General features: G+C 42.1%; 26 protein-coding genes. 9 read left to right on the forward strand and 17 right to left on the reverse strand.

Going from position 1 to position 26,419, the window contains the following annotated elements:
• Position 1: 1 nt before the first annotated feature.
• Positions 2 to 1,036: an endolytic transglycosylase MltG gene (gene mltG / locus BFP97_RS18060; protein WP_069843764.1), complete on the reverse strand. Its 1,035-nt coding sequence runs from the start codon at positions 1,034 to 1,036 to the stop codon at positions 2 to 4.
• A gap of 51 nt (positions 1,037 to 1,087) precedes the next feature.
• Here mltG and BFP97_RS18065 point away from each other — a divergent pair, with 51 nt between their 5' ends.
• The 3 genes from BFP97_RS18065 (at position 1,088) to BFP97_RS18075 (ending at position 5,006) form a co-directional block, all read left to right on the forward strand.
• Positions 1,088 to 1,711 carry an L-threonylcarbamoyladenylate synthase gene (locus tag BFP97_RS18065; protein WP_069843765.1) on the forward strand — a complete coding sequence of 208 codons (624 nt, stop codon included), beginning with the start codon at positions 1,088 to 1,090 and terminating at the stop codon, positions 1,709 to 1,711.
• Complete coding sequence (locus BFP97_RS18070; RefSeq protein WP_069843766.1) at positions 1,711 to 2,346, forward strand: WbqC family protein; 636 nt, start codon at positions 1,711 to 1,713, stop codon at positions 2,344 to 2,346. Before BFP97_RS18065 ends, BFP97_RS18070 begins: the two co-directional genes overlap by 1 nt.
• Before the next feature lie 95 nt (positions 2,347 to 2,441).
• A complete protein-coding gene (locus BFP97_RS18075) occupies positions 2,442 to 5,006 on the forward strand; it encodes an ATP-dependent Clp protease ATP-binding subunit (RefSeq protein ID WP_069843767.1) in 2,565 nt (854 codons plus the stop codon).
• A gap of 58 nt (positions 5,007 to 5,064) precedes the next feature.
• On the opposite strand, the gene BFP97_RS18080 is transcribed toward BFP97_RS18075, so the two are convergent.
• The 6 genes from BFP97_RS18080 to BFP97_RS18105 form a co-directional block, all read right to left on the reverse strand.
• Positions 5,065 to 6,207, reverse strand: a complete 1,143-nt coding sequence (locus BFP97_RS18080; RefSeq protein WP_170827509.1) for an amidohydrolase — start codon at positions 6,205 to 6,207, stop codon at positions 5,065 to 5,067.
• An 87-nt stretch (positions 6,208 to 6,294) separates the two neighbouring features.
• Entirely contained in the window at positions 6,295 to 7,470 is a 1,176-nt protein-coding gene (locus tag BFP97_RS18085; RefSeq protein WP_069843768.1) for a cytochrome-c peroxidase, read from the reverse strand.
• A 57-nt stretch (positions 7,471 to 7,527) separates the two neighbouring features.
• The gene (locus BFP97_RS18090) at positions 7,528 to 8,046 is read right to left on the reverse strand and encodes a Spy/CpxP family protein refolding chaperone (RefSeq protein WP_069843769.1); all 519 of its coding nucleotides are present in this window, start codon (positions 8,044 to 8,046) and stop codon (positions 7,528 to 7,530) included.
• Between the two features lies 1 nt (position 8,047).
• Entirely contained in the window at positions 8,048 to 8,416 is a 369-nt protein-coding gene (locus BFP97_RS18095; RefSeq protein ID WP_069843770.1) for a hypothetical protein, read from the reverse strand.
• A 9-nt stretch (positions 8,417 to 8,425) separates the two neighbouring features.
• On the reverse strand, positions 8,426 to 9,007 hold the full coding sequence (locus tag BFP97_RS18100; RefSeq protein WP_069843771.1) for an RNA polymerase sigma factor: 582 nt from the start codon (positions 9,005 to 9,007) through the stop codon (positions 8,426 to 8,428).
• 82 nt (positions 9,008 to 9,089) lie between these two features.
• Positions 9,090 to 9,608, reverse strand: a complete 519-nt coding sequence (locus tag BFP97_RS18105) for a Spy/CpxP family protein refolding chaperone (protein ID WP_083262650.1) — start codon at positions 9,606 to 9,608, stop codon at positions 9,090 to 9,092.
• Between the two features lie 152 nt (positions 9,609 to 9,760).
• Between BFP97_RS18105 and mgtE the strand changes: the two genes are divergently transcribed.
• Positions 9,761 to 11,116, forward strand: a complete 1,356-nt coding sequence (gene mgtE / locus BFP97_RS18110) for a magnesium transporter (RefSeq protein ID WP_069843773.1) — start codon at positions 9,761 to 9,763, stop codon at positions 11,114 to 11,116.
• A 12-nt stretch (positions 11,117 to 11,128) separates the two neighbouring features.
• Positions 11,129 to 11,686, forward strand: a complete 558-nt coding sequence (locus BFP97_RS18115; RefSeq protein ID WP_069843774.1) for a thioredoxin family protein — start codon at positions 11,129 to 11,131, stop codon at positions 11,684 to 11,686.
• Here BFP97_RS18115 and BFP97_RS18120 read toward each other — a convergent pair.
• The 6 genes from BFP97_RS18120 to BFP97_RS18145 all read right to left on the reverse strand — a co-directional run bounded on the left by BFP97_RS18120 (position 11,683) and on the right by BFP97_RS18145 (position 16,286).
• Complete coding sequence (locus BFP97_RS18120) at positions 11,683 to 12,645, reverse strand: YpdA family putative bacillithiol disulfide reductase (protein ID WP_069843775.1); 963 nt, start codon at positions 12,643 to 12,645, stop codon at positions 11,683 to 11,685. The genes BFP97_RS18115 and BFP97_RS18120 overlap by 4 nt on opposite strands.
• 64 nt (positions 12,646 to 12,709) lie before the next feature.
• The gene (locus BFP97_RS18125) at positions 12,710 to 13,150 is read right to left on the reverse strand and encodes a hypothetical protein (protein ID WP_069843776.1); all 441 of its coding nucleotides are present in this window, start codon (positions 13,148 to 13,150) and stop codon (positions 12,710 to 12,712) included.
• A 57-nt stretch (positions 13,151 to 13,207) separates the two neighbouring features.
• Positions 13,208 to 13,789 (reverse strand): TetR/AcrR family transcriptional regulator, encoded by a 582-nt coding sequence (locus BFP97_RS18130; RefSeq protein ID WP_069843777.1) that lies wholly within the window; start codon positions 13,787 to 13,789, stop codon positions 13,208 to 13,210.
• A gap of 86 nt (positions 13,790 to 13,875) precedes the next feature.
• The gene (locus BFP97_RS18135) at positions 13,876 to 14,628 is read right to left on the reverse strand and encodes a glucose 1-dehydrogenase (RefSeq protein ID WP_069843778.1); all 753 of its coding nucleotides are present in this window, start codon (positions 14,626 to 14,628) and stop codon (positions 13,876 to 13,878) included.
• A gap of 96 nt (positions 14,629 to 14,724) precedes the next feature.
• Entirely contained in the window at positions 14,725 to 15,039 is a 315-nt protein-coding gene (locus BFP97_RS18140; protein ID WP_069843779.1) for a potassium channel family protein, read from the reverse strand.
• A gap of 5 nt (positions 15,040 to 15,044) precedes the next feature.
• The gene (locus tag BFP97_RS18145) at positions 15,045 to 16,286 is read right to left on the reverse strand and encodes a M28 family peptidase (RefSeq protein WP_069843780.1); all 1,242 of its coding nucleotides are present in this window, start codon (positions 16,284 to 16,286) and stop codon (positions 15,045 to 15,047) included.
• 68 nt (positions 16,287 to 16,354) lie between these two features.
• Between BFP97_RS18145 and BFP97_RS18150 the strand changes: the two genes are divergently transcribed.
• Positions 16,355 to 17,458 carry a TolB family protein gene (locus tag BFP97_RS18150; protein ID WP_069843781.1) on the forward strand — a complete coding sequence of 368 codons (1,104 nt, stop codon included), beginning with the start codon at positions 16,355 to 16,357 and terminating at the stop codon, positions 17,456 to 17,458.
• 60 nt (positions 17,459 to 17,518) lie between these two features.
• Here the strand turns inward: BFP97_RS18150 and BFP97_RS18155 are convergent, their stop codons facing one another.
• From BFP97_RS18155 to BFP97_RS18170, 4 genes are read right to left on the reverse strand one after another with little or no spacing between them, the layout of a single operon-like run.
• A complete protein-coding gene (locus tag BFP97_RS18155; RefSeq protein WP_069843782.1) occupies positions 17,519 to 19,063 on the reverse strand; it encodes a hypothetical protein in 1,545 nt (514 codons plus the stop codon).
• A 5-nt stretch (positions 19,064 to 19,068) separates the two neighbouring features.
• Positions 19,069 to 20,367 (reverse strand): hypothetical protein, encoded by a 1,299-nt coding sequence (locus tag BFP97_RS18160; RefSeq protein WP_069843783.1) that lies wholly within the window; start codon positions 20,365 to 20,367, stop codon positions 19,069 to 19,071.
• A 5-nt stretch (positions 20,368 to 20,372) separates the two neighbouring features.
• Positions 20,373 to 21,647, reverse strand: coding sequence for a hypothetical protein (locus tag BFP97_RS18165; protein ID WP_069843784.1), 1,275 nt, complete (start codon positions 21,645 to 21,647; stop codon positions 20,373 to 20,375).
• 5 nt (positions 21,648 to 21,652) lie between these two features.
• On the reverse strand, positions 21,653 to 23,122 hold the full coding sequence (locus BFP97_RS18170; protein ID WP_139135365.1) for a hypothetical protein: 1,470 nt from the start codon (positions 23,120 to 23,122) through the stop codon (positions 21,653 to 21,655).
• Positions 23,123 to 23,571: 449 nt separating this feature from the next.
• On the opposite strand from BFP97_RS18170, the gene BFP97_RS18175 reads away from it, so the two are divergent.
• From BFP97_RS18175 to argC, 3 genes are read left to right on the forward strand one after another with little or no spacing between them, the layout of a single operon-like run.
• The gene (locus BFP97_RS18175; protein WP_410527949.1) at positions 23,572 to 24,270 is read left to right on the forward strand and encodes a GNAT family N-acetyltransferase; all 699 of its coding nucleotides are present in this window, start codon (positions 23,572 to 23,574) and stop codon (positions 24,268 to 24,270) included.
• Positions 24,260 to 25,456: an argininosuccinate synthase gene (locus BFP97_RS18180; RefSeq protein ID WP_069843786.1), complete on the forward strand. Its 1,197-nt coding sequence runs from the start codon at positions 24,260 to 24,262 to the stop codon at positions 25,454 to 25,456. Before BFP97_RS18175 ends, BFP97_RS18180 begins: the two co-directional genes overlap by 11 nt.
• Positions 25,453 to 26,406: an N-acetyl-gamma-glutamyl-phosphate reductase gene (argC, locus tag BFP97_RS18185; protein ID WP_069843787.1), complete on the forward strand. Its 954-nt coding sequence runs from the start codon at positions 25,453 to 25,455 to the stop codon at positions 26,404 to 26,406. Before BFP97_RS18180 ends, argC begins: the two co-directional genes overlap by 4 nt.
• Positions 26,407 to 26,419: the final 13 nt, after the last annotated feature.

The raw sequence follows: 26,419 nt of genomic DNA on the forward strand, positions 1-26,419 counted from the left end.
CTTATCGAAATATTTTCCTATCATTCAAGGCCTTATGCAGGAGCCTTGCATTTTTATTGTGTTGGGTCAAATCCTTTGCAAAGCGGTGATAGCCTGAAAAGTCTTCTCTTGCACACATATAAAGATAGTCATGCTTTTCATAATTTAGAACAGCATCTAAGGAAGCTATTGTAGGTAAGTTGATAGGACCTGGAGGTAGACCTCGATATTTATAGGTGTTATAAGGGCTGTCAATTCTGGTGTCAGCTAGAAGCACTCTTTGGATCGTGAAATCTCCTAATGCAAACTTTACAGTTGGGTCTGCTTGTAAAAGCATATTTTCCTTGATGCGATTGATGTAGAGGCCGGCAATTGTCGGACTTTCGCTGGCGATATACATCTCATCTTGTACTATTGCGGCTAGGGTTGAAACTTCCACTTGTGACATACCCAGCGCTTCTGCCTTTGCTTTTCTGGAACTTGTCCAGAACCTATCGTATTCTTTTTTCATCCTGTCGAATAAGGCCTTCGAAGAAATGGTCCAATACACCTCATAGGTGTTGGGGATGAACATGGCCATAATCGTTTCCTTATTGAAGCCAAGTGTGGCTAAATATGCTTCGTCATTAAGTAGGTTCAGAAACTCATCAGGATCGATTCCTGTATCATCGGCAATTTTCTCAACAAGGTCTTCTTTGAAGCGAACATTATTAAATGTGACGTCTACAGGGATTTGGTCACCAGCCCTTAGTCTACGCACGGCTTCCAAATTGTTCATATTAGGTTCCAGCAGATAGACGCCCGGTTTAACATTGTCTTGGTAACCGAGTGCTTTTGCTACAAAGCTGAAAGACAAAATTTCGTCAACAATCGTTTGGTCATAAAGCTTGTTCCTGAGAGAATCGAAATTATCATCTCTGTCAATCAACACCACTTGTGCTGTTTTCTCAATCAGAATATTTGATCCATAGAATACCTGATAAAAGTAAAATGAAAAAGAGGTTAGGATCACCGAGAAGATCACCATACCGATCATAAATCGCTTTCTTTTCTGCATAAGGGCACAAAAATAGTCAATTTGTCCTAACTTCGACCTCAAGTCACAGCCATGGCAGCGGAATTAATTAAGCTATACGAAGAAAACCCTGAAATCGATAAGATTGATAAGATCGTAAAGGTCTTGAAGTCTGGTGGTGTGGTTATTTACCCCACTGATACGGTTTATGGAATCGGTTGTGACTTTAGTAATAACAAGGCGGTTCAGAGAGTATGCCAAATTAAAAATACCAAGCCTCAGGCCTTATCATTTATCTGCTATGATCTTAGCGAAATTGCAGAGTACACAAGAGGACTTAGCACGCCTATTTTCAAAGTGATGAAAAAGGCACTACCCGGGCCATTCACCTTTATTCTGAATGCCAGCAATAGTGTACCAAAGGTTTTGAATGCAAAAAAGAAGACGGTAGGGATCAGAGTTCCTGATAACAACATACCTCGAGAGATTGTAAAGAACCTTGGTAACCCAATCATCACCACATCCATTCACGATGAGGACGAGATTCTTGAATATTCAACAGACCCTGAACTGATCTTTGAGAAATATGAAAATCTGGTAGACATAGTCATTGATGGCGGTTATGGCGCCAATGTAGCTTCCACTGTAGTAGATTGTTCACAGGACGACTTTGAAGTAGTTAGAGAAGGTTTGGGAGATATTAATGAGTACCTCTAATGAAAGTTCTTGTTGAATCCCAATACCTACCATCGGTGGCCTATTTCGTTTTGCTGAGCTATAGCGAAGAGGTCTTCATTGAAACCCACGAAAACTTTGAGAAGCAGTCTTACCGAAATCGTTGTGAGATAATCGGCTCTAATAAGATCCAGAGTCTGAGCATTCCTGTGCACCATGGAGGGCGAAAGGTTCTAATTAAAAACCTTACCATAGACTACAAACAGAAGTGGGCCAACAACCATTGGCGGGCGATTCAATCGGCCTATGGGAAGTCTCCGTTTTTTGACTACTATGCGGGCTATTTCGAAGCTGAAATCAAAGCGAATTGTACTACGCTTTATGAACTCAATTCACGCTTGCTGACATTATGTCTTAAACTCCTGAAAATGAAAGTCAAGTTGAATGAGTCTGCGGAATATTCGAAAAATCCACCTGAGGGCATAGTTGACTTTCGATCGGCAATACATCCCAAGAAATCTATAGACAGTCTGACATGGTTTGAGCCAAAAAGTTATCACCAAATCTTTGGCAAAGACTTTGTACCAAACATGAGCATCTTAGATCTGCTTTTTTGTACGGGCCCTGACGCTTTAGAGGTATTACACAACTCAGGTGTTATGATTAAGAACAATTAGGTTTTTGATTACGTTTCTAGTAGATCGTAAGGTATATCTTATTATATTGAAATCGTGGTTTAATGCATGAATTGAACCACTGACAAAGGCAATAAATGGAAGCAAAATTTTCAAATAGAGTAAAAGAAGTGATCTCCCTGAGTAGAGAAGAGGCCCTAAGATTAGGGCACGACTACATCGGTACAGAGCACCTTTTACTAGGGATGATTCGTGAAGGAGAAGGAGTAGCGGTGAGCATTCTGAAGAAGCTGGGTACTTCGCTAGAAGAACTCAGAGAGGCGATCGAAAGAGCTACAAAAGGGACGGCTAATCACAATGTGAAGAACTTGGCTAATATCCCATTGACAAGACAGTCAGAAAAGGTGCTTAAAATCACCTATCTAGAAGCAAAAATTTTCAAAAGTCAACTGATTGGTACAGAGCATTTGTTACTCTCAATCTTGAGAGATGAAGACAATATCGCTACGCAGATACTAGAGAAGTTTGATGTGAACTATGAAGTAGTAAAAGAAATGTTAGAATACCAGACCGACAATCCATTGGCATCATCCGACACTGACGATCCAGACGAAGATTCTGGAAAGATGTTCGGAAGCAGCAGTGGATCTGGAAGTGGAGGTGACAGGCCGTCCGGTAAAGGCGGTGAGAAGTCTAGAACTCCTGTCCTTGATAACTTTGGAAGGGACTTAACGAAATATGCTGAAGATGGAAAGCTTGATCCAATTGTGGGCAGGGAAAAAGAAATCGAACGCGTTGGTCAGATTCTATCAAGAAGAAAGAAAAACAACCCAATCCTTATCGGTGAACCTGGTGTAGGAAAGAGTGCTATTGCTGAAGGCCTTGCACTAAGAATTGTTCAAAAGAAAGTGTCTCGCGTATTGTTCGGCAAGCGCGTGGTGACTCTGGACTTGGCGTCATTAGTAGCAGGTACCAAATACCGTGGTCAGTTCGAAGAGCGCATGAAGGCGGTAATGAACGAGCTTGAAAAATCACCTGAGGTAATTCTCTTTATTGATGAATTACATACCATCGTAGGTGCAGGCGGAGCCTCAGGTTCTTTGGATGCCTCTAACATGTTTAAGCCAGCCCTTGCCAGAGGTGAGATTCAATGCATTGGAGCAACTACCTTGGATGAGTACAGACAGTACATCGAAAAGGATGGTGCTTTAGCACGAAGGTTCCAACAGGTGATGGTCGACCCGACTACACCAGAAGAGACCATTCAGATTCTGGATAATATCAAGGAGAAGTATGAAGAGCATCACCATGTAAGTTATACGGATGATGCACTGAAGGCATGTGTTCAACTTTCCGATCGATATATATCAGATCGTTTCCTACCAGACAAAGCCATCGATGTATTGGATGAGGCTGGTGCGAGAGTGCATATCAACAACATTCATGTTCCTGAAGATATTGTCAAACTGGAAGATGCGATTGAGGATATCAAAAAGGAAAAGAACAGAGTTGTTAAAAGTCAGAAGTATGAAGAGGCAGCTCAGTTAAGAGATAAAGAAAAGAAGCTAATCGATCAACTTGACAGTGCAAAAGAGCGCTGGGAAGAAGAGAGTAAGGCAAAACGATATACCGTTGACGAAGAAAACGTAGCAGAGGTAATTGCTATGATGACGGGTATTCCTACGAAGCGTGTTGCTCAGAAAGAACAGGCCAAATTGGTCGGAATGGGCGAGCAGCTCAAGGGAAAAGTGATCGGCCAAGATGAAGCGATTAGTAAGTTAACCAAAGCGATTCAGAGAACGCGCGTGGGATTGAAAGATCCAGCTAAGCCGATCGGAACCTTTGTCTTCTTAGGCCCCACAGGCGTAGGTAAAACGGAGTTGGCCAAAGTGCTTTCAACCTACCTATTTGACAAAGAAGATTCTTTGGTTAGAATAGATATGAGTGAGTATATGGAGAAATTCTCTGTATCCAGACTCGTTGGAGCGCCTCCAGGTTATGTGGGTTATGAAGAAGGTGGGCAACTCACTGAAAAGGTGAGAAGAAAACCTTATTCTGTCGTATTGTTAGATGAGATCGAAAAGGCACACCCAGATGTCTTTAACATTTTACTTCAAGTACTTGATGATGGTATTTTGACTGATGGTTTGGGCAGAAGAGTTGACTTCCGAAATACGATCATTATCATGACATCAAATATTGGTGTCCGAGATTTGAAAGACTTCGGTTCGGGGATTGGATTCAGTACGCAAACGAAGAGAGATTCTGAAGATCAGATCATCAAGGATACAATTCAAAAGGCCTTAAAGAAGACTTTCAGTCCAGAGTTCTTGAACAGACTTGACGATGTTATCATCTTCAATTCTCTGGGAAGAGATGATATTCATAAGATTATCGACATCTCTCTTGGCAAGCTTTTAGGAAGGGTAGAAGCTATGGGATATAAGGTTTCGCTTACTGCGAAAGCTAAGGACTTCATATCAGAAAAAGGATTTGATCCTCAATATGGAGCCAGACCTTTGAACAGAGCCATTCAGAAGTATTTGGAAGATCAGATTGCTGAAGAGATCTTAAAAGGTGATATCAATGACGGTGATACCCTAAGTGCTGATCATGACGGTAAATCTGAAGAGTTGACCATAAAAATTAAGAAGAAGAGAGCTTCTCGGAAAAAGAAAGAAGAAGAGGATTCTGCAGAATAGCAGGACTACTAAATCATAAAGAAAAGCCATTCCGATTATTCGGAGTGGCTTTTTTAGTTTAAGTATTTATCTCTTGAATGATTCCCCAGAACGTTTGAACTCCTATGTCAATGATTTCATCTGGAAAATCATAATCCGGATTATGTAGATCAGGAGTCTTTTTTCCAGAACCTAAGCCAAACATGGCTCCTTTTGCCTCCTTGAGGAAAAGCCCAAAGTCTTCTGACCACGGGTTTGGTTTACGCATGGACTTGTAGGGGATTGAGTACTTGGAAGCAACAGATTTAACAATATCGACAGCTTCGCTGTGGTTCTCTGTTGCTTCAAAGGACTCGTGATAAGTCAGATCAATGCCCAAGCTATATTTAGATGCAATGCTTTTAGTTTCTCTTTCTACAAGAAGCTTCAATAAATCAAAGTCATGACTTTCGAAGGCTCTTAGGGTTAGCCATATTTCGGCATGACCAGCTGACACCCCAAAACTCTCTTCACCTATGGTGGTATGTGTGAGCGTAATGAGTGTTTTGTTATTGAATTCTGTAGTTTCTAAGATTCGGTCAAAGCAAAACATCATTTGTGCAACGGCCATTGCAGGGTTGTTTCCCGTATGGGGTTGACTCGCATGTGCGGTTTTACCCGTAAGCTTAATCTTCATGCCAGTGGAGGCGGCACAGAATGAACCATTTTTACAAAGGATGCTGCCTTTTTTTCTTTTTGGAAGGTTGTGAAGGGCAAAGGCGTAGTCATAATTCAAGGCCTTGAACTTCTTGTCGGACAAGACGGCTTTGGCGCCCTGTCCTGTTTCTTCTGCAGGCTGAAACAAAAGTATAATGTCACCTTGTTTGGGTCTGTCTTCTGCTAGTTTTAGAGCTACACCGCAGAGTATGGCCATATGACCATCATGCCCACACTTATGCGAAATACTGGGTATGCCTGAAGCATAAGGTAGGTCATTGGTCTCTTGAATGGGCAGCGCATCAAGTTCTGCTCTTAAGAGAATGTTGCTTCCTTTTTCTGAACCATTCCATATACCGATGACACCATGGCCACCTACATTTTCGATTATCTGATTGGCTTTGCACAGCCCTAAAAATTCTGAAATAGTCTTAGCAGTATTTTCCTCGTGCCCCGATAATTCTGGGTTTTGATGCAGCACATGCCTTAAATCAATGAGTTTGTTCAGCTGGATAGAATCAAGCACGATATAAGATAGCTATAAAAGGAAGAAGGAGCCCCGTTTGAGCTCCTTTTCTTCAACCAAAATACATAGTATATGAACTATTGTTCTCTAATTATTAACGAAAGGATTCGAAAATTTCTCATCCGTTAAGAAGGATTCATCAGTCAATGTATTCAGAAAAGCAACCAAAGCGTCAATCTCCTGACCATTGAGGTTCAGTCTTCTTACATTTCCATTATTACCTCCGCGACCTCCGCCTCCTACTCTTAATCTATTGTCTAAACCGGGGCTATTTTGTACACCATTATTGTAGAACTCTACCACTTCACGCAGTGTAGCAAATCTACCGTCATGCATGTAAGGTCCAGTTAATGCTATATTTCTTAGCGAGTTTACTTTAAACTCTCCCTGATCGTTATTGTTTCCGGTTACGCCTCCAACCCCCAGATCAGTAAGCACAGCATCTAAGCCATTGTTTCTGGCCTGATCGCCACTGAAAGTAGCAGTTTCATGGCAGTTAGAACATTGCGTTCTATTGCTGAAGAATAAGTCCTTACCTATGTTTTCTAGTTCTGTGAAATTAGGGAAGTCGTCATCTTCATCTCCGTTGACGGCTACGAGCCCTTCATCATATCTAGATTCGTATGAGACCATTGATCTTACGAATTGTGACAAGGCAAGTGAGATTCTTTCCGAAGTGACATCGCTGCTCCCAAAAGCATCAGTAAATAATGGCTGGTAGTAGTCTTGGTCTTGAATCTTACTCACTAGCTCGGTCAATGTTAATCCCATTTCTACTTCATCTTGTATGGGCATCAATACCTGATCTTCCAATGTGTTAGCTCGTTCGTCCCAGAAGAAACGTCCATTGTCATAATATCTTGCGTTGGCTAGTCCCATTGAATTTCTACCTGTCAAACCGCCTTGAAAGCCGATGCTGAAAGCACCTTCATCGGCAAAGCCTCTTTCTTGGATATGGCATGATGCACATGAAACGGTATTATTCCCTGACAAGTTCACATCATAGAAAAGGACCCTCCCTAGCGTGGCACCTTCATCCGTAACTGGGTTGTTATTTGGGGTATTATCTATTCCTGCTACCTGACCTGTAGTGAAGTGGTTGGGTAACTCAGGATTTGCATAGTTATAGTAGTCGCTTGGTAAATTGAGGATACCTGAAAAATCAGTATTTACCGTATCATCGATATCATCTGTTACTTCATCGTTTGGTGAACAACTGAATATTAATGCCACCATGCTCATTGAAAAAATAGCCTTTTTCATCTCTTACATATTTTAAGTTTGGGCGCAGCTCTAATTCTTAGAAACTGAGGTACTTTGTCAATTCCTAGAAGGTGGTAAACCTCCCGAACCTCGTCCGCCCCTTGGCATTCTACCGTTAGGAGGACCTGGTCGTTCGCCCTGTCTTAAAACATCTTGGATTAGCTCATCGAAGATTTTTTGTTGCTCAGGAGAACAAATTGCTCTGATCTGTGCAAAGTGGTCATAGTTTGCTTTTTCGATGGCCGCATGGGTATTCCCTATGCGCTGGGATAATTCAGTTACTTTATCAGAAGCATCGGCTTCGGCCCAAAGGCTATGGAGTTCCTGTCTGGCCGCTTGTGATGCTACTCTCAAACCTTCCATGTTTTTGAAGTGTTCATCACGCAGCTGATTAAGTTGCTCCTTCTGTTCTTCATTGAGTTGTAGTCTTTCTTCCAAAACCCGCATTCCTCCTTGACGAGGCTTTTGGGATAATCGATTATGACCAAACCAGATGAAAATGAGAAGCGCGACATTCAGGGCAGCCAATAAGATCACTACCCATCCAATGTATTTGTTGTTTTTCAAGGAGTTCATCTTAATAGCTGTTTAAGTATTCATAGTCATCGGTATCTGAGAAGTAGTCTTGAGAAATCAGGTCTAAGTCTGAACCTCCTGTGGTCGACTCTTTGTCAGAACCACTGAGTAGAAATAGACTGGTTACATTCAAGACCATTATGACACCGAGAACCGCCATGCTCGTCTTAAGATTGCCAACAAAAGCAAACCTGCCAATGGAAGAAGTTAGCTCGTCTTGCATCCTTGCTTCCAGCTTGCTATAGAAAAACGGGCTTGCCTCTGCCTTACCCAACCCCTCCAAACTATTTAATGTCTGATTTATTTTTTCCGCTATGTCTTTTTCAGCTTTCATAATGCTCTCCTGTCCATTAGATGTGGTTTTAAGCAATAACTTGCGCTATTTCTGAAAATTTTTTTCGTAATAAGTTTTTAGTTTTTTCTGCAAATTTTTTCGTGCTCTGAACATCAATGACTCAACTGATGGCACACTGGTGTTTAGAACTTCTGCAATTTCCTGATAAGGTAGCCCTTCAACCTTGTGAAGTGTAAAGGCAATGCGTTGACTGTCGGGTAGTGTTTTTATAGTCTTAAAGAGCGTCTTCGCATGTTCCTTATTCTCCAAAATCACACCCGGGTGATCGAAAGTCGCATGCTTTGTTGTCTCATAGCCCCTTTCGCCTCCGGTGAGTGATTGAAAAAAAGCAAAGCGCTTTTGTGCCTTTTGTTTTCTAATACGCTCGAGCGATTTGGTAGTAGCGATTCTGTACATCCAGGTGGATAGCTTCGCATCGCCTCGAAACTTTTCTACCGATTTGTATACTTCGATAAAAACATCCTGAGTGGCCTCTTCAGCCTCTTCGGAGTTCTGGAGCAGGCCTAGGCAGGTATTATAAACTCGATCCTTGTAATGATCTACTAATGAACGAAAAGCCGCTTCAGACTTTTGCTGCAAAGCCAATATGATTTCCGGATCGGTCAAATAGATTAATAGTTTAAGGGCAGCCTTCAGAGAAGACTACCCCAATGTAAGAGATTGTATTACTATTTAGAAGTGGATGGATTTATCTTCCTCTACCATGATGCGGCCCATTACCTGGTCCTCTCTTGGCGCCACCTTTTGGCCCTCTCATTGCCTGATGATTTAGAGCCAGTACCTGCTCATCCGTCAGTATGCTTTTTACTTTTTGCCTTTGACCAACTTCAAGCTTCATTAAATCGGTCTTTAAATCTCCGATTTCCTCGATCACCTTATTAGTGGCGCGTTCGTCATAGTTTTCGGCAGTGACGAGGGTATGCAGTCTTGCCTCCTTTTCACCTATCTGGTTTCTCAAGGGGAGAGCGGCTTTCTCAAATTCGATTTTGAAAGCTTTCATTTGCTCTTTTTGCTCTTCTGTCAAATTTGGAATGTGTGGCCCTCTTGGGCCTTTCCTATCCATTTCTCCAGCTTGAGGTCCTCTAAGTTCTTGTTGTCCTTGTGGTCTTTCACCTCTCCTGAATTGTTGAGCCTGTACGCTTGAAGCCCCGACAAACAACATAACCAAAATGACCAATCCGTATTTTTTTAAGTTTTCTTTTTTCATGACTTATTTTTTTATGATTTGTAGGGTTAGATGAGGACCCCAAAGAAAACTTGCGATGCGATTTGTTAAAGGATGTTAATGCCAGTAATTAAAAAATAAAATATTTACCTCCATGGACCTTTGAATTCGAATTAATCAATTGAAATTTGATTATGCAACAAGCAACAGATACCAAAGATCGACTTTCAGAATTAATTGAGACTGCTTCAGTTGACGCCATTCATCAGTTGCTAGAAAATCTGGAGACGGATGAAATCGTTCATGCCTATAGCCACCTAAGTAAGGAGGAGAGGTTAGCGCTCATTGATCTAGTCTCAGCGGAAGATGGTGCACGATTAATGGAATTTATTCCGCAGTATCAGGCTGTGCAGGCCATTGAGGCAGCTGAGGTTGAAACGGCCGCATCTATTCTGAATGAGCTCTACAGTGATGATCAGGTAGATATCATAGCCGAGTTGGATGATGAGGATGCCGAGGCAATTCTGGAAGAGATGATTCCGGAAGAGGCTGAAAATATTCGAAGACTAATCGAATATGATCCGGATACGGCTGGTGGTATCATGGTAACAGAGTATCTAGCCTTTGAAGCACATGAAACCGTAGGAGAGATCACAAAAAGATTAAGGGAGAATGCCGATCAGTACGAGGGATATCATGTTCAATATATCTATGTCATAGAAGAAGGTCAGTTTCTTGGAGTGCTGCAAATGAGAGATGTGCTACTGTCTCGTGGTAATACGAAGCTCCAATCTATAGTGATCAAAGATGCGCTTGTTGTCAAAGACACCGATTCTTTAGACGACCTGATCGGGTTTTTTGATAAATACGATTTTTATGGTGTACCCGTGGTTGATGAAGATAACCACCTGCTCGGCTTAGTCCTGAGGAAAGATGTTAGAGAGGCCGAATCGGACAAGTCGAATTACGAGCTACTAGAAACCCAGGGTATTGTAGGAGGGGAGGAACTTCGAACCATGCCCGTTTTGCTAAGGTCTAAGCGGAGACTCTCATGGTTGAGTGTGAATATTGTGCTCAATATCATAGCCGCAAGTGTCATCGCACTGTATCAAGATACTTTGCAAGAGGTGATTGCCTTAGCCATATTCCTTCCTGTGATCTCTGATATGTCGGGCTGCAGCGGTAATCAGGCCGTAGCAGTCAGTTTAAGAGAGCTCTCTCTGGGTGTGGTAAAGCCATATGAATTATTTCGAGTACTCATGCAGGAGATCAAAGTCGGTTTAATTAATGGGTTAGTGCTTGGTCTCTTGATAGGATTAGCAGCATTCTTTTACGAAGGAAATGCCTATTTAGGCTTGGTGGTTGGTGGCGCATTAGCCATCAACACCGTAGTGGCAGTTTCCATTGGAGGTACTATTCCACTTTTTCTTAAAAAGATGAAAGTAGATCCAGCCTTAGCTTCCGGTCCAATCTTGACAACAGTCACCGACATGCTCGGTTTCTTTTTGGCATTAACTTTTGCGGGTGCATCTTTACAGTACTTAGCATAAATAGTAATTCTAATGGCCAGAACATTATCGAATATGATGCCCTTGGGTACGAAGGCGCCAGGCTTCTCACTGCCTGATACCATTTCAGGAAAACAACTGAGCCTCGATGACTTGAAGTCAGGTCAGGCAACTGTCATTATGTTTATCTGTAACCATTGTCCGTTTGTCAAACATGTAGACGAAGGGATCGTGTCATTAGTTAGTGATTACAAAGCTAAAGGCGTTTCATTTATTGCGATTAGCTCCAATGATGTAGAGAACTATCCGCAAGACGCACCTCATTTGATGAAAATTGAAGCTGAAAAAGTGGGCTATGATTTTCCTTATTTATATGATGAGACGCAGGAGGTCGCTAAGGCCTATGATGCGGCCTGTACACCCGACTTCTACATTTTTGATGGGGAATTGAAATGTGTGTACAGAGGTCAGCTAGATGATTCAAGGCCCGGAAATGGTAAGCTTGTCACTGGTGCCGACATACGCAATGCCTTAGAAGAGATTTTGGCGGGCAAAGAAGTTTCTGCTCAGCAGATCCCAAGCCTGGGTTGCAACATCAAATGGAAGGGCTAGTTCTTTTTCAATATGCTATTTACAATCATACCCGAATGCACTCGGGTGTTTTCTATGAATAGCTTACTTGTCTGAAGACCCGCGTTGATTACCCCGGCCACATAAACACCCACAAGCGGAGTTTCTAGGGTTTCAGGATCATGTAAAGGAATCTTGAGTTCGTCATCCGAGATAGGAAGCCCCAGTTTTTCGAATAAGGTGTAGTTTGGTTTGTAGCCAGTCATAGCCAAAACAAAATCATTTTCAATAGTGATTTCTCCATCAGGAGTGTTCAATACCACCTCGCAAGGACGAATTTCTTTTACAGTAGTGTTGAAGTAGGCTTTGATCGAGCCTTCTTCGATGCGATTAATAATGTTGGGGCGAATCCAATATTTCACCTTCGGGTAAATCTCTGATTCTCGAATGGCCATCGTGACTTCCGCATCCTTGTAGTAGGTTTCTAGGGCCACATCACATGCAGAGTTGGCTGCTCCGATGACCAGTACCTTCTGACCTAAGTAGGGGTGCGGATCGTCATAGAAATGCTTCACTTTCGGCAGTTCTTCACCTGGAATACCAAGTTGCCTCGGTGTATCATAGAAGCCAGTCGACACGATAACATTAGAAGCTTCGAACTCACCTTTGTTTGTATAGATTGTATAGGTGTCACCCGACTTTTGCATGGATTCCACCTCAGTATAAAGACTGATATTTAGATCCCAGCTTTCCTTGACTCTTCTGAAGTATTCTAATGCTTCCTTGCGTGTGGGTTTATCACTATGTGCGATAAATGGAACATCACCAATCTCTAATAAATTGGAAGTTGAAAAGAAGGTCATATTGGTAGGGAAATTGTATAGTGAGTTCACCAAAACTCCCTTTTCCAATATTATATAACTAAGGTTAGCCTTCTTTGCTTCAATAGCACAGTTTAGCCCGATAGGCCCGCCTCCAATAATGACTACATCGTATTTCAATAGCTGCTTCTTTTAATTCTTAAATAAATAAGAATTCAAGCATAAAAGTTCTCTAGTGTTCTAATTATTCTGAATACGATTGCTCCTGATGGGCAAAAAGCAATACAAAGGCTGCACAAATAATGACAAAGTTCTTGATAATGTATTGGCCTTCGATGGTCAACTGGAAAGGTATGGACTTGAACGTCACTTCTGGCAGAATGAATAAAGGCATTATGGTGCAAGCCATATGGAAGAGCAAGAGCCAAAAGGTGATGCGATACTCTTTGGTAAACATGAGTAGAACGCCTAAACTAACCTCTAAAATGGCCAGTAACTTAATGCTAAGCGCTTTCTTCAATAAACCAAATGACAGTATGCTGATCGTGTCGGTGGCCAAACCTTCTGCCGGGCTGACGCCTGGAAAGAACTTGAGCATGCCGAACCATATGAATAGTATACCGATACTATAACGTAGTAATCTAAACTGATTTCTGGACAAAAATGAACCAACCGCTCTCCTCATATGCAACGTTTAGGTCCTAAATGTATGGAAAAGCAGTTTTTGAAAAACTGATAAAAATCAGGTTAATGCGGATAGAGTAACATCTACAACATCGGCCAATTCTGATTTGGTAATGTCACCTTTGGCCATAACCCTCATACCGCTTGCTGCATTAAACACAAACCTGGCAAGCGCCTCACTAGAGTGTTTTGACGAAAACTCTCCAGCTTCCTGGCCCTCTTTGATGAGTTCATTTAAGACCGCCTCCATTTTTACTCGGTTGTCTGTGAACATGTCACTCACGGTTTGGTCACAGTTGGCCAGTTCTGTTGCGGAGTTGGACAGGTAGCAGCCTTTTTTTAGTTCATCAGCGGACGAATCTGATACAATATCTTCCAGGAAACCTCTGATGAATTCCACTGCGGATTGTTCCGACCTTATTTTCTCCAGAAGCTTGCCAGAGTTATTCCTACGGTACTGCTTCAGTGTTTCCAAATATAGTCCGTGTTTATCGCCCCAGGTATCATAAATGCTTGCTCGGTTGATTCCTAGATGGTTGACAAGATCTTGGATTGACGTGGCATGATAACCCTGAGTCCAGAAAAGATTCAGCGCCTTATCTAACACCTCACTTTCTACAAAACTTTTGGTTCTAGCCATGATTTTAAATGGTTAATAGTGAGCAATTCTTTCATATTTGAATTGCTCACTACTTAAAAATAACTGATCGTTCCAGAATAAGCAACTTAGATAGTTGCTATTCCTCCGTCTACTAGTATCTCTTCACCCAATACATAAGATGAATCGTCAGAGGCAAGGAAGAGTACGGCTTTAGCTACTTCCTCGGAAGCTCCAAACCTTTTCATAGGTACCATGGCTGCAAAGCCTTCTGCCATTCCGGCTAATTGCTCTTCGGTCATTCCCATTTTACTGTAAATAGGCGTTTCGATTGGCCCAGGACTTACCACATTCACTCTTATACCTCTTGGAGCCAAATCAGAAGAAATTGTTCTAGCAAAGTTTCTTACAGCACCCTTGGTGGCAGAGTATACTGATCCGTTCTCAAAGCCTTTATGAACTACTGCAGAAGCGTTTAACACAATTGATCCACCATCATTGAAGATTGGTAATAACTTCTGAATTGTAAAGAATAATCCCTTCACGTTGGTATTAAAGTGGGCGTCAAAGAAAGCCTCGTCTACCTGATCAATAGGTGCAAACCAGGCAATACCGGCATTGGCAAAGAGAATATCAACAGTTCCGAATTTGTCTTTTACGGCTGTCACCAGAGCATCAATATCGCTGAGTTTTGAGGTGTCGGATTGAATGGCTGTTAAGTTGTCATCATTAATTTCTGCCACCGCAGCGTCAAGCGTTTCTTGGGTACGACCAGTGATCACCACTTTAGCACCTTCTGCAAGAAATGTTTTAGCCGAAGCCAGTCCTATACCGGTGCTACCTCCCGTAATCACCGCCACTTTGTTGTTAAGTTTTATCATTTTATCTTTTTTAGAATGATTGTTCCAGAATAATAAATTCTATAACAGAACAATCATTCCAAAAAAGAGTTCAAACTTGATCGAAAAAATTGAAAATTACTTTTTGTTGTCTTTAGCGGGGAAGTCTCGGAAGTGTTTGTAAAGCGTATTGAGGAAGGCTAGTACCATACCCACGCCTATGGCAATGTAGATGACAGTAAAGATTTTGCCTAAATCCGTTTGAGGAGCAAAGTCGCCATAGCCAATGGTTGTCAACGTGATGGTTGAAAAGTACAGTGAATCCAACCAACCCCAACCTTCAATATAATGATATGCTACTGTACCTATCACTACAATAGCTGCTGAAGCTAGAAGGAGCGAGCGATACTCAGGGTCTTTTAAGAATGATATGAGGGTTCTTATGAATATCATCAGGCTTAGAATTTGACTTCAGCAGCCTTCAGTTCTTCACCTCGTTTAAATTCAACTACAGTCTGTTGACCGGCTTTGAAGCCGCTAAGTGCTCGCATATAACTCATCATATCTACTATGGTGGAGTCACCGAGCTTAACTACGATGTCTCCCTTTTTCATCCCTGCTGCAGAGGCAGGCTTACCATCCGTAACGCCATCAATCCGCATGCCCTGACCATCAAACAGGTAATCAGGAACCACACCGAGAGAAACTGTGAACCTAGGGTTATCACCAGAGCTATCATTGGTTTTTGTAAATGCCAGCTTATCTTCATTGTCTAACTCATCCACCAAGCGCTCAATGTAGCGAATGACAAGAACCAATCCATCGTAGTTGATTTTATCAGCATCGTCAGAAGGTTTATGGTAGTCTTCGTGCTGGCCAGTGAAGAAATGCAATACTGGAAGATCTTGAAGATAGAATGAGGTATGATCTGAAGGCCCAACACCAGATTCTGAAGTAACCAGTTTTAGACTGTCTGAATTAATAGTCTCCAGTTTTTCGATCCACAGTGGACTCGTCCCTACACCATTGATCGCTACCGTCTTTTCTTCGTTCATTCTACCGACCATGTCCATATTGATCATATAGTTGACACTGGCTAGATCAACAGTAGAATTCTTTGAAAAGTAGTTAGAACCCCAAAGCCCGTTTTCTTCTCCTGAAAAGGCAAGAAAGAGAAAGTTGTATTTACTTTTCTTGGCTTTAAGGATTTTGGCAAGCTGAATTACCGCTGATGTACCACTGGCATTGTCATCTGCACCATTGTGAATGGCAGGTTCGCCTCTGAACAGCGACCCCTCGGAACCATAGCCTAAATGATCATAGTGAGCACCGATCACCACGGTGTAGTCACTGCCGTTATCAATAAAACCTGCTACATTTCTGCCCGTAACACCTTCGCCATCAGTCCCAACTACCGCTTCTTCATGGGGATTGGTAGATTTCTTAACTGTAAAAGGTTGAAAATAGCCATCAGTGCCTTTTGGGCTAAGGCCTATCTTTTCGAATGCCTCAGCTATATAGTTTGCCGCCTTTTCCTCACCTGGGGTGCCGATCGCTCTACCTTCTAAAGCATCATCGGCCAGAAAAGTAATGTCCTTTTCAAGGCCTACTTTAAGTTCTTTGTCGGTGGTAAAATCGGTACAAGCAAATGTGATCGATAGTACTGTGATCAATAAGAATAGGCGCTTCAAACTCTTCATAATTTCAACTTTAGGACAAAGATAATAATCATTATCTTCGCGCCATTATTCAACGAATCATATATTCCATGCGATACATTTCTGTATTATTAGTCCTTTTGGTTTTCGGCTGTGGTGCACAGAAAAAAGAAACAGTCTCGACTGAAGCTAGATCTGCTCAAGACTCACTTTTGCTTCACCCAGAAGAAATGAAGTACCTCAGGAATATCAAGCAATTGACTTTTGGAGGTAATAACGCAGAGGCGTATTGGAGTTTTGACGACAAGCACATTGTCTTCCAGTCGGACTATGCTGAATGGGGAGTAGGTTGTGATCAAATGTTTGTGACGGATTGGCGCAATGATGACTTAAAGAATAACCGACCGCAAATGGTCAGTACAGGAATGGGAAGGACTACTTGTTCCTACTTCTTGCCGGGGAATAAAACGATCGTTTATGGATCTACTCACTTAGGTGGGGAGAACTGCCCTCCAGTACCTGAGAGAAGGGCGGACGGAAAATATGTTTGGCCGATCTACCCGAGCTTCGATATTTTCACTGCAGACCTAGATGGTAATATCATTGATCAATTGACTAATGAGGAGGGCTATGATGCCGAAGCTACCGTTTCCCCGAAAGGCGATCGTATCGTTTTCACTTCTATGAGAACTGGTGACTTGGAGTTGTTCACTATGAATATCGATGGTTCTGATGTGAAGCAAATCACCAACGAATTGGGATATGATGGTGGAGCATTCTTTTCGCCTGACGGGTCAAAACTTATTTTTAGATCTTCTAGACCGAAGACTGAGGAAGACATTAAAATCTACCAGGACCTATTGAAAGAAGGTTTGGTAATGCCGACAGATATGGAGCTTTATATCTGCAATGCCGATGGTTCTGACCTGAGAAAACTAACCGATCTTGGCCAAGCCAACTGGGCACCGTTCTTTCACCCATCAGGCGAGAAAATCATCTTTGCCTCAAATCATACAGCTACAAGAGGCTTCCCTTTCAATCTCTACATGATCAACATAGATGGTACTGGCCTGACGCGAATCACAAGAGATGAAACCTTTGATGCCTTCCCTGTATTCTCTAATGACGGTAAGCATATTGTTTTCTCTTCTAACCGTAACAATGGTGGCGGCAGAGATACAAACTTGTTTGTAGCTGAGTGGATTGGGGGGTAATATATTAAATGATCAATGTTGAATTATGAATTAGTAATTCAACATTGATCATTTGAAAGCTTAATTCTTAGACTCAAGTAGCTTTCTAAGACTTTTATTCTCCTCTTCTAGAGCCTTTAACCTAGCCTCTTGATCCTTATTCCTTTTGTCCTGTTCAATTAAGTAAAGCGTCAACTCCTCCACCTTCTTCAAAAGTGTGGTCTGAATATCTCCCAAATCCTGGCCTTTTTCTTCAATCTCTTTGGTGGAAGGAACCTCTGGAAGGTGCTGGTTAGCTTGGATATAAGCTTCAAGCTCACTCAGGTTTTTTAGTTTGTAATTAGGAGAGAAGACATAGTCTGGCCAATCTGCTCCTGTGGTAGAGACTCTCACTTTTTTGGCTAGGACTGTTCCGTCAACTGAAAGTTTTTCGGTGGGTGATAAAGTGCCGATACCTATCTTTCCACTAGTTGTGACTGTCATCTTTTCACTTCCATTAGAAATAATACTAAAGTTATGATTGGATATGGTTCCGACTTTCGCATTTCCACCTGTATGAGCCCATAAGGAAGTTTGGACACCCGTACTTCTTTCCTCTATCAGAATTCGAGAATGGACATTGTCGTCCAGATTGATTGTTGCGCCCCAATTGCCAGGATTGTTAAATGTGTCATCACCGACATAGAGGTGGCCATTCCTTAGGTCTAATTTGGCGTTAGGCGTACTTGTACCAATACCGATATTACCATTTGTTGCTATCCTGACCTTTTCATCGTGGTTGGCAACTATTTGAAAATCGTGATTTGAGATAGTACCTACTTTGGAGGTTCCACCCGTATGAGACATCAAGGCGGTCTGAACTCCTGTACCCCTTTCTTCGATCAATACTCTGGAATGCACGTTGTCGTCCAGATTGATGGTTGCTCCCCAGCTGCCAGGATTGTTAAATGTGTCATCGCCAACATAAAGGTGGCCATTTCTGAGATCTAACTTTGCGTTAGGCGAAGTAGTGCCAATGCCCACATTGCCTCCTGACTCATTTAAAATGACATGACCATTTCCAGTTCTCCATCTGTATTCTCCATCTGTGTAATCATAGAGGCCAAAAGTTGTTCCTCCTATTTCATATCCAAAATCATGTGCACCAGATCGGCTGAATTTCATTCCACGGGAATCAGATGAAAGGATATGGAGAGATGAGGTCGGTGAAGTGGTGCCAATACCTACTAACTGATTATGTTTTAAAGTCATAATGTTTGAGAAACTGCTTAAGTCCTGTTCGTTAGAACTACTTCCCCAATCTATACCAACTATATTGAGATCTGCATTTCCTCCAGCAGTCATATGAAATACAATTCCTTTTCCTGAGGTAGACCCATTGCCTGGCCAATCTGGCTTGAATCTATTATAGAGACCACTTACTGATGATGAATTTAAATAGGCATTAAACCCAATATATCCGAAGTTATTCATCCGAGTGCTGCCAATTGATGTATAAGGTCCTATTCGAACATCTTTGCGAGTATTGTCATAATCGACACCACCATTTGTATCGAAGTTCTGAATTTGAGCAGAAACGAATATTGGTAGTGCCAGAGTAAGCAAGAGTGTAAGTGTCTTTTTCATGATGCTTATTGTTTTTGTGTTTTGATGGATTCAACTTCTTTTTTAAGCTCAAGAAACATGGTTCTAAGCTCAGAGTTTTCAGCTTCCAATTTTTGGTTCCTAACTTCTAACTTCTTTCTCCCAGCTTCTAACTCCAAGATGTATAGTGTCAACTCCTCCACCTTCTTCAAAAGTGTGGCCTGAATATCGCCCAAGTCCTGTCCTTTTACTTCTATCTCTTTGGCGGAAGGAACCTCTGGTAGGTGCTGATTGACTTGGATGAAAGCTGCTAGTTCACCAAGGCTTCTGAGCCTATAGTCAGGAGAGAAAACATAATCTGGCCAATCTGCTCCAGTGGTGGAGACTCTCACCTTCTTTGCTAGCACGGTGCCGTCTACTGAGAGTTTTTCGGTGGGAGAGGCGGTACCTATTCCAACGTAGTCATTGGAGTCAATCAATAATGCCTCATTGCCATGATTGTTAACCCTAAATAGCATTTGATTAGTAGAATGGTTGTATTGCATTCCCCCCACATAATTATCATCAGAATCGGCAAAGCCCATATATGCACGAACATTATTGGGAGTTAAAATTGAGATCATTGCCTCTCCCGAGTTTTCTACTGTGAGTTTTGAAAAACCATGTACAGTTCCCCCAGATAACCCACTTCTTACATGTAGTTTCGAACTAGGAGAGTCTGTGCCAATGCCAACACTACCATGTCTAATAACCATTGAGTTTGGATAAACATCAGAATTATTCTGAGTTTCGAAGACCAGACTTCTGTCGCTATTATTCCAAAAGATAGACCCTTTTTGATTGTGCCAACCTCCAAGGTTTAAAGAAGGGTTCGCAGTTCTCGCTTCTCCTCCAAACCATGCACCGTAATAATCGCCATTGCCTTCGACATTCATCACGCCAGCAACAGAGAGCGGGTATTTTGGAGCGGCCGTCCCTATTCCCACTTTACCATTCCCAGTAACCCTAAGTCTTTCTACAGAATTGGTTTTGATTAGAAAATTCTCATCAACATTAACCTGAAGGTTATAGTTACCAATGCCCTCTGTACCAATATAATGGGTAGAAATACCAGTGGTTTCGCGCTGTCCCTTGAAATACAATCTAGAACTGAAACTTGAAGAGCTTGTATGCAACAACATACTTGTTGTTGCATTACTCTCTAAGTGAAGCAGGTATGCAGGGTTAGTGGTGCCTATTCCGACATTACCGGAATTATAGTACAACTCGTTACCTACAGTGGTCCATTGGGCCTGAGTCACGGTAGCGACTGATAGTAATATTAGCAAGAAGAATATCTTTTTCATAATGCTTATTGTTTTTGTGTTTTAAGCGATTCAACTTCTTTTTTGAGTTCCAGGAAGAGTTCTTTGAGCTCTTGGTTTTCTTTTTTCAATTCCTTTTTTTCCTTATTCTCCTGAATCAGATATAGCGTCAACTCCTCCACCTTCTTCAACAGTGTAGCCTGAATATCCCCCAAATCCTGACCCTTTTCTTCAATCTCTTTGGCGGAAGGAACCTCTGGAAGGTGCTGGTTAGCTTGGATATAAGCTTCAAGCTCACTCAGGTTTTTTAGTTTGTAGTTAGGAGAGAAGACATAGTCAGGCCAGCCGTTCGCTTCTACTTTAACCTTTTTGGTTTTGACGGTGCCATTCACCTCCAGTTTTTCTGATGGAGAGTTTGTGCCTATGCCAACATTCCCTAACCGATCCAGCCTCATGACCTCATTCAGGTTTTCACCATTTGAAGTATGAAAAACCAATGATGAATACCATGAATTATACTTGACTCCAAAAGCCTTGATATTTATTTCAGAATGACGATTATCGTAGCTCCCATCAATACCTAGCCCCGCAGAGTAAAATGAATTATGGGTAGGCGTATTAATAAAAAGAGAACCGTTGCCGCTTGGGTTTGCAAGCGTTAATAGCCCTGAGCCCTTTGAACTTCCCTGCCAATCAAGCGGAGTGTTGCCTGCGACATGCAAGGCAGACTTTGGTGAAGTGGTGCCAATCCCTACATTACCATCAGACCTTAAAGTCATTACATCTACGTTAGGTAAATCATTGTCATAGGTCTGACTTGCATTACCCGAGAGTCTAAAGTCTAGTTGTGTCTCTGGCATATGATTACCGCCAGCTTCCCATCTGCTAAGCATGAAATCAACCGCTGAGTTCTTAAAATATCTTCCAGGTTCCTTGTACTCATTTTTGAGTCTTAGCGCTGCCACTTTTTCTGTTAGGGGTAGGGTAAAAGTCTTACCCAAAATGTCAAGACGGGCACCAGGAAACGTTCCAAATCCTATATCCCCAAGCGTATTCATTAAAAAGTGCTTGGTTGTATTGATGTCTCCGCCATGATTGATCTTGAAGTATCCAGTAGATCTTTGCAAACCCATGGAGTACCAATATTCACCAGGGTCATGAAATGTTATAAAGCCATCGTCATTGTCTTTTCTAATTTCCAGTGTTCGCCCACCAGCTGCCGGATTCGTTAATGTGGTTAGCCCTGTATTGTGAGTGGTTTGGGCTTGAGTAAAAATGGAAATGCAGAAAATTCCAGTGAGGATAAAGAATAGTTTTTTCATAGTGTTTATTGTTTTTGTGCCTTGATCAGTTCGATTTCTTTTTTAAGCTCCAGGAACATGGCCCTAAGCTCAGCGTTTTCCGTTTGGAGCTGTGAATTGAGGGCATCAAGTTTATTACTTCTGACCTCTGACTCCCTGCTTCTAACTTCTAACTCCTTTCTCCCAGCTTCTAACTCCAAGATGTAAAGCGTCAACTCCTCCACCTTCTTCAACAGTGTAGCCTGAATATCCCCCAAATCCTGACCCTTTTCTTCAATCTCTTGGGCTGATGGGACTTCTGGGAGGTGTTGATTGGCTTGGATGTAGTCCTCAAGCTCACCTAAAGTTTTTAGTTTGTATTCAGGAGAGAAGACATAGTCTGGCCAATCAACTCCAGTGGTCGAGACTCGAATTTTTTTGGCTAATACTGTGCCATCTACTGAGAGCTTCTCAGTTGGGTCTGAGGTTCCTATACCGATACTCCCGGTATGGTCTATCATCAAACCAGTTTTTGAGCCAGTGATATAGGCATTGGTAGTTGAAAAGTACATTTTAGTACCGTACGCACCATCACTTCGGACGTAGATACCAGCATGAGCTACTTGTCCACTGCCAGAATCAGATGCACCAAAGGTGATTGCATTCCCATAATTGTCATTTGAACTTCCTGGGTTTAGATGGATGGTGCCCAGAGAATGTCCTTGAACAGAAGGGTCCCAATCTTGAGATTTTCCATATATATTGAGTTTCGTCTGAGGACTAGACATTCCAACACCAACATGACCATTTTGATCAAACGTCATTAGGTTGAGGTTGTAGCTGTCGTCAGACGAAGTAGACCCTTTGATCATCAGCTTATTGTTGGGATTGCTTTGCGAACCGTTGTATTGAATTGCAAACAGGCGAACGCTGTTTTCTCCAAACTTTATGACCCCTTTACCATTATCCGCTACACCACTCGTTTGCATTAGTTCTAAAGCACCATCATGTATGTCTAGTTTCTCTGTCGGGTTTGTGGTGCCAATACCTACATTACCGGCTCTCTGAGATAGACCAAGTTGACCGCTTACATACAAAGAAGCGGCTCCACCATACAATTGCCAAAAATTACTTCCGGAAGCCGCATCCAAATCGATTACTCCTCCTATGGCCGACAATCTATCACCGTAAATTCTGTCATTTGAATGAATTCGACCATTTACGTCAAGCTTGTAGTTTGGTGAAGATGTGCCAATACCTACATTTCCAATGTCCATTATTACTCGACCGCTATTGGTGCCTGGTCTTAGATAAACATCTTCGTAGGTACCATGATAGAAATGAGATTTGTTAACCGATCCACCCACTGTGAATCTCGCACCAGAATAATTCGTGCCAATGGCAAGCGATCCGGTTCGGTAAATATAATTTGTAGTACTGCTGCTGCCCGTCCAGTATTGACCCATGGACGGCATTACTAGGAGTGTAAAAAGAATGAAGGGTATAAGTTTTTTCATAGTGTTTATTGTTCAGTCGAATAAAAATCTAAAGAATCAATAATATAAATATTAGATAATTTAATCGCTATATATTTTTATATTAATGGAAAATCAAATCAGAATTGGATGCTTTTAGTCCTTGACTTATTTGGGATATCTAAACTTTTTATTTCCTTTGTCGTCTCAATAGAACAATGCAGTCAAACGCTTCTACATATTTCCAAACCATTAAGCTACCTCTAGTAGCGGTGGAAGCGAGTGCTTTTAGGGCAAGGACTAGGAGGCGCTAAGCCTCGATATCATACCGATTGCCTACGTGGTGGTCATCAATTCCCAATCCGTATTGTATTATTAATTTTTGAGATAAAACTCTCTTAATACGTCATTCTGAACTTGTCTACCGACAGGCAGGCTTGTTTCAGAATCTATGCTCACAAACATTTAGGAGATTCCGGGTCAAGCCCGGAATGACGACCAGAATAAAGATGAAAACACAGTTTATCATAAAAGAAGCCCAAGGAGCAGATGCCAGTTACGCACAGGAAATCGTAGATGAGATTTCAGCGTCAGCTCAGATTCGAGGTACAGGAATCGCCAAGCGAACGCCTGAGTACATCCAGTCGAAAATCAAAGAGGGCAAAGCGATCATTGCCACCACGAAGAAAGGAGAGTGGGCCGGCTTCTGTTATATCGAAGTATGGAGCCACGGACAGTTTGTAGCAAATTCGGGGCTGATCGTTTCCCAGAAGTTTCGTGGAGCAGGCTTAGCAAAGCGCATCAAAGAAGCCACTTTCAACCTTTCAGGGAAGAAATTTCCGCAAGCCAAAATTTTCGGTTTGACTACCGGAGCTGCTGTCCTAAAAATTAATTCAGAATTGGGTTACAAACCTGTGGTCTATTCGGAGCTAACACAAGATGAAGAGTTTTGGACTGGTTGTCAAAGCTGCGTAAACTTTGACATTCTCACAGCAAAGAAGCGCCAAAACTGCATTTGTACGGCTATGCTTTACAATCCGGCTTGGGAAAACAATCAAAAACCAAAACGAACGCAGTGGAAGGGTCGAGAACTCGATAAAGACCTTAAACTCTTCGAACGCTGGTTAAAATTTAAGAAAACAGTGCTGCTCAAACGAGAAGAAAAAAAGAACAAACGAAATGGAAAATAAGAAAGTAGTCTTGGCTTATAGCGGAGGACTTGATACCTCGTATTGCGTGAAATACCTCACCGAAGAAAAGGGCCTTGAGGTGCATTCGGTATTGGTAAATACGGGTGGTTTTACCCAAGAGGAACTGGTAGGAGTAGAGGCTCGTGCCTACGAACTTGGTGTTAAAAGCCATACCACAATTGAGGAGACAGCTAACTACTATGATAAAGTAGTCAAGTACCTCATCTTCGGAAATATTCTGAAGAATAGTACCTATCCCTTATCGGTAAGTGCGGAAAGAGTAAGTCAGGCATTAGCGATTGCCAAATATGCTAAGACCCTAGACGCGGCATACATTGCTCATGGTAGTACCGGAGCAGGTAACGATCAGGTTCGTTTTGACATGATCTTTCAGACCTTTTTGCCACAGGCCGAAATCATTACCCCGATTCGTGATATGAAGTTATCTCGTGAGGAGGAAATTGAATATCTAAAATCCAAAGGTGTTGAAATGGACTTTGCCAAAGCCGCTTACTCAGTGAACAAAGGCCTTTGGGGTACCTCAGTGGGAGGTAAGGAGACATTGACTTCAAATGGATTTTTGCCTGAGGAAGCCTTTCCTACCCAAGTGTCAAAAGATCAATCGGAATCGTTAGAGCTGGGCTTTGAAAAGGGAGAGTTAAAATCTGTCAATGATAAGTCATTCGAGACACCTCATGAAGCCATCCAATACCTGGAGTCTTTGGCTGGGCCTTTTGGTATAGGTCGAGATATTCATGTAGGCGATACCATCATCGGTATCAAAGGGCGAGTCGGTTTTGAGGCTGCATCTGCCATGCTCACCATTAAGGCTCATCAGGCTTTAGAGAAGCATGTGCTTACCAAATGGCAAATCTATTGGAAAGATCAAGTGGCGGCATTCTATGGTAATTGGTTGCACGAGGGTCAGTTTATGGATCCTGTCATGCGTGACATGGAAGCGATGATGTCGAACACTCAGCAAAAAGTAACGGGTAAAGTCTTTATCACCCTTTTGCCTTATCGTTTTCAAGTCAATGGCATTGAATCCGATCATGACCTCATGTCCGCGAAATTTGGTCACTATGGAGAGATGAATAATGCTTGGACAGGCGAAGATGTCAAAGGTTTCTCGAAAATTTTCGGCAATCAAAATGCGATCTATCACCAAGTGAATAGCGAATTATGATACGAGCAGGAATTATAGGTGGCGCTGGCTATACAGGTGGTGAATTGATTCGTTTGCTACTAAATCATCCGAAAGTAGAAATTAACTTCATTCAAAGCCGAAGTCAGGCCAACGAACCGATCAGCAAGTTGCATCCTGATTTGTTGGGAGAAACCCAATTGAAGTTTGTGAAGGAAGTCAGTTTCGATATAGATGTACTCTTTCTATGCATGGGACATGGTGCTTCCTCAGCGTTTTTCGAGCAGCACGAGGTACCAGCATCAGTCAAAGTGATCGACTTAAGCCAAGACTTTCGTTTGGATGATGATAAGGTCTATGGTTTGCCTGAACTCAATAAGGAGGCCATTAAGACATCGGACTTTGTAGCCAATCCTGGCTGTTTTGCCACAGCCATTCAACTGGCTTTATTACCCCTAGCGCATAATGGCGCACTCAAAGAAGTTCATATCTCGGGTATTACTGGGTCAACTGGAGCAGGGGTAAAACCTTCGGAGACAACGCACTTTAGCTGGCGCGATGGAAATGTATCGACTTACAAAGCCTTCAACCATCAACATATGGCTGAGGTGACTAAGAGTTTGATGCAATATCAATCTTGGTATGATCAACCGATCAATTTTATCCCCTATCGGGGAAACTTTACCCGAGGGATTTTGGTGACTGCTTATCAGTACATCGAGTGGCCCTTAGAAGAAGCAATTCAGGTTTATAAAGAATATTACGAAGACCATCCATTTACCTGGGTGAGTGATCAGCCACTGGATGTAAAGCAAGTGGTCAATACCAACAAGTGTTATGTGCATTTGAGTTTACATAACGGGTATTTGATGATTCAATCAGTGATTGACAACTTATTAAAAGGAGCCTCTGGTCAGGCTGTTCAAAACATGAATTTGATGTTTGGACTGAATGAGACGGAAGGGCTTAAACTAAAAGGGAGTGCATTTTAACACCCACAGCGTC

Origin of the sequence: Roseivirga sp. 4D4 (genome assembly GCF_001747095.1) — a bacterium.
Lineage (GTDB): Bacteria > Bacteroidota > Bacteroidia > Cytophagales > Cyclobacteriaceae > Roseivirga.

What these genes read in the sequence shown, in the direction of transcription:
- BFP97_RS18165 (WP_069843784.1), bottom strand. Translation starts at nt 21,647, where the DNA reads ATGAAAAAACTATTCTTTATCCTCACTGGAATTTTCTGCATTTCCATT.
- BFP97_RS18160 (WP_069843783.1), bottom strand. Translation starts at nt 20,367, where the DNA reads ATGAAAAAGATATTCTTCTTGCTAATATTACTATCAGTCGCTACCGTG.
- BFP97_RS18155 (WP_069843782.1), bottom strand. Translation starts at nt 19,063, where the DNA reads ATGAAAAAGACACTTACACTCTTGCTTACTCTGGCACTACCAATATTC.
- mgtE (WP_069843773.1), top strand. Translation starts at nt 9,761, where the DNA reads ATGCAACAAGCAACAGATACCAAAGATCGACTTTCAGAATTAATTGAG.
- BFP97_RS18065 (WP_069843765.1), top strand. Translation starts at nt 1,088, where the DNA reads ATGGCAGCGGAATTAATTAAGCTATACGAAGAAAACCCTGAAATCGAT.
- BFP97_RS18175 (WP_410527949.1), top strand. Translation starts at nt 23,572, where the DNA reads ATGACGACCAGAATAAAGATGAAAACACAGTTTATCATAAAAGAAGCC.
- BFP97_RS18135 (WP_069843778.1), bottom strand. Translation starts at nt 14,628, where the DNA reads ATGATAAAACTTAACAACAAAGTGGCGGTGATTACGGGAGGTAGCACC.
- mltG (WP_069843764.1), bottom strand. Translation starts at nt 1,036, where the DNA reads ATGCAGAAAAGAAAGCGATTTATGATCGGTATGGTGATCTTCTCGGTG.
- BFP97_RS18130 (WP_069843777.1), bottom strand. Translation starts at nt 13,789, where the DNA reads ATGGCTAGAACCAAAAGTTTTGTAGAAAGTGAGGTGTTAGATAAGGCG.
- BFP97_RS18075 (WP_069843767.1), top strand. Translation starts at nt 2,442, where the DNA reads ATGGAAGCAAAATTTTCAAATAGAGTAAAAGAAGTGATCTCCCTGAGT.
- BFP97_RS18125 (WP_069843776.1), bottom strand. Translation starts at nt 13,150, where the DNA reads ATGAGGAGAGCGGTTGGTTCATTTTTGTCCAGAAATCAGTTTAGATTA.
- BFP97_RS18140 (WP_069843779.1), bottom strand. Translation starts at nt 15,039, where the DNA reads ATGATATTCATAAGAACCCTCATATCATTCTTAAAAGACCCTGAGTAT.
- BFP97_RS18180 (WP_069843786.1), top strand. Translation starts at nt 24,260, where the DNA reads ATGGAAAATAAGAAAGTAGTCTTGGCTTATAGCGGAGGACTTGATACC.
- BFP97_RS18070 (WP_069843766.1), top strand. Translation starts at nt 1,711, where the DNA reads ATGAAAGTTCTTGTTGAATCCCAATACCTACCATCGGTGGCCTATTTC.
- BFP97_RS18115 (WP_069843774.1), top strand. Translation starts at nt 11,129, where the DNA reads ATGGCCAGAACATTATCGAATATGATGCCCTTGGGTACGAAGGCGCCA.
- BFP97_RS18105 (WP_083262650.1), bottom strand. Translation starts at nt 9,608, where the DNA reads ATGAAAAAAGAAAACTTAAAAAAATACGGATTGGTCATTTTGGTTATG.
- BFP97_RS18145 (WP_069843780.1), bottom strand. Translation starts at nt 16,286, where the DNA reads ATGAAGAGTTTGAAGCGCCTATTCTTATTGATCACAGTACTATCGATC.
- BFP97_RS18170 (WP_139135365.1), bottom strand. Translation starts at nt 23,122, where the DNA reads ATGAAAAAACTTATACCCTTCATTCTTTTTACACTCCTAGTAATGCCG.
- BFP97_RS18150 (WP_069843781.1), top strand. Translation starts at nt 16,355, where the DNA reads ATGCGATACATTTCTGTATTATTAGTCCTTTTGGTTTTCGGCTGTGGT.
- argC (WP_069843787.1), top strand. Translation starts at nt 25,453, where the DNA reads ATGATACGAGCAGGAATTATAGGTGGCGCTGGCTATACAGGTGGTGAA.
- BFP97_RS18085 (WP_069843768.1), bottom strand. Translation starts at nt 7,470, where the DNA reads ATGAAAAAGGCTATTTTTTCAATGAGCATGGTGGCATTAATATTCAGT.
- BFP97_RS18090 (WP_069843769.1), bottom strand. Translation starts at nt 8,046, where the DNA reads ATGAACTCCTTGAAAAACAACAAATACATTGGATGGGTAGTGATCTTA.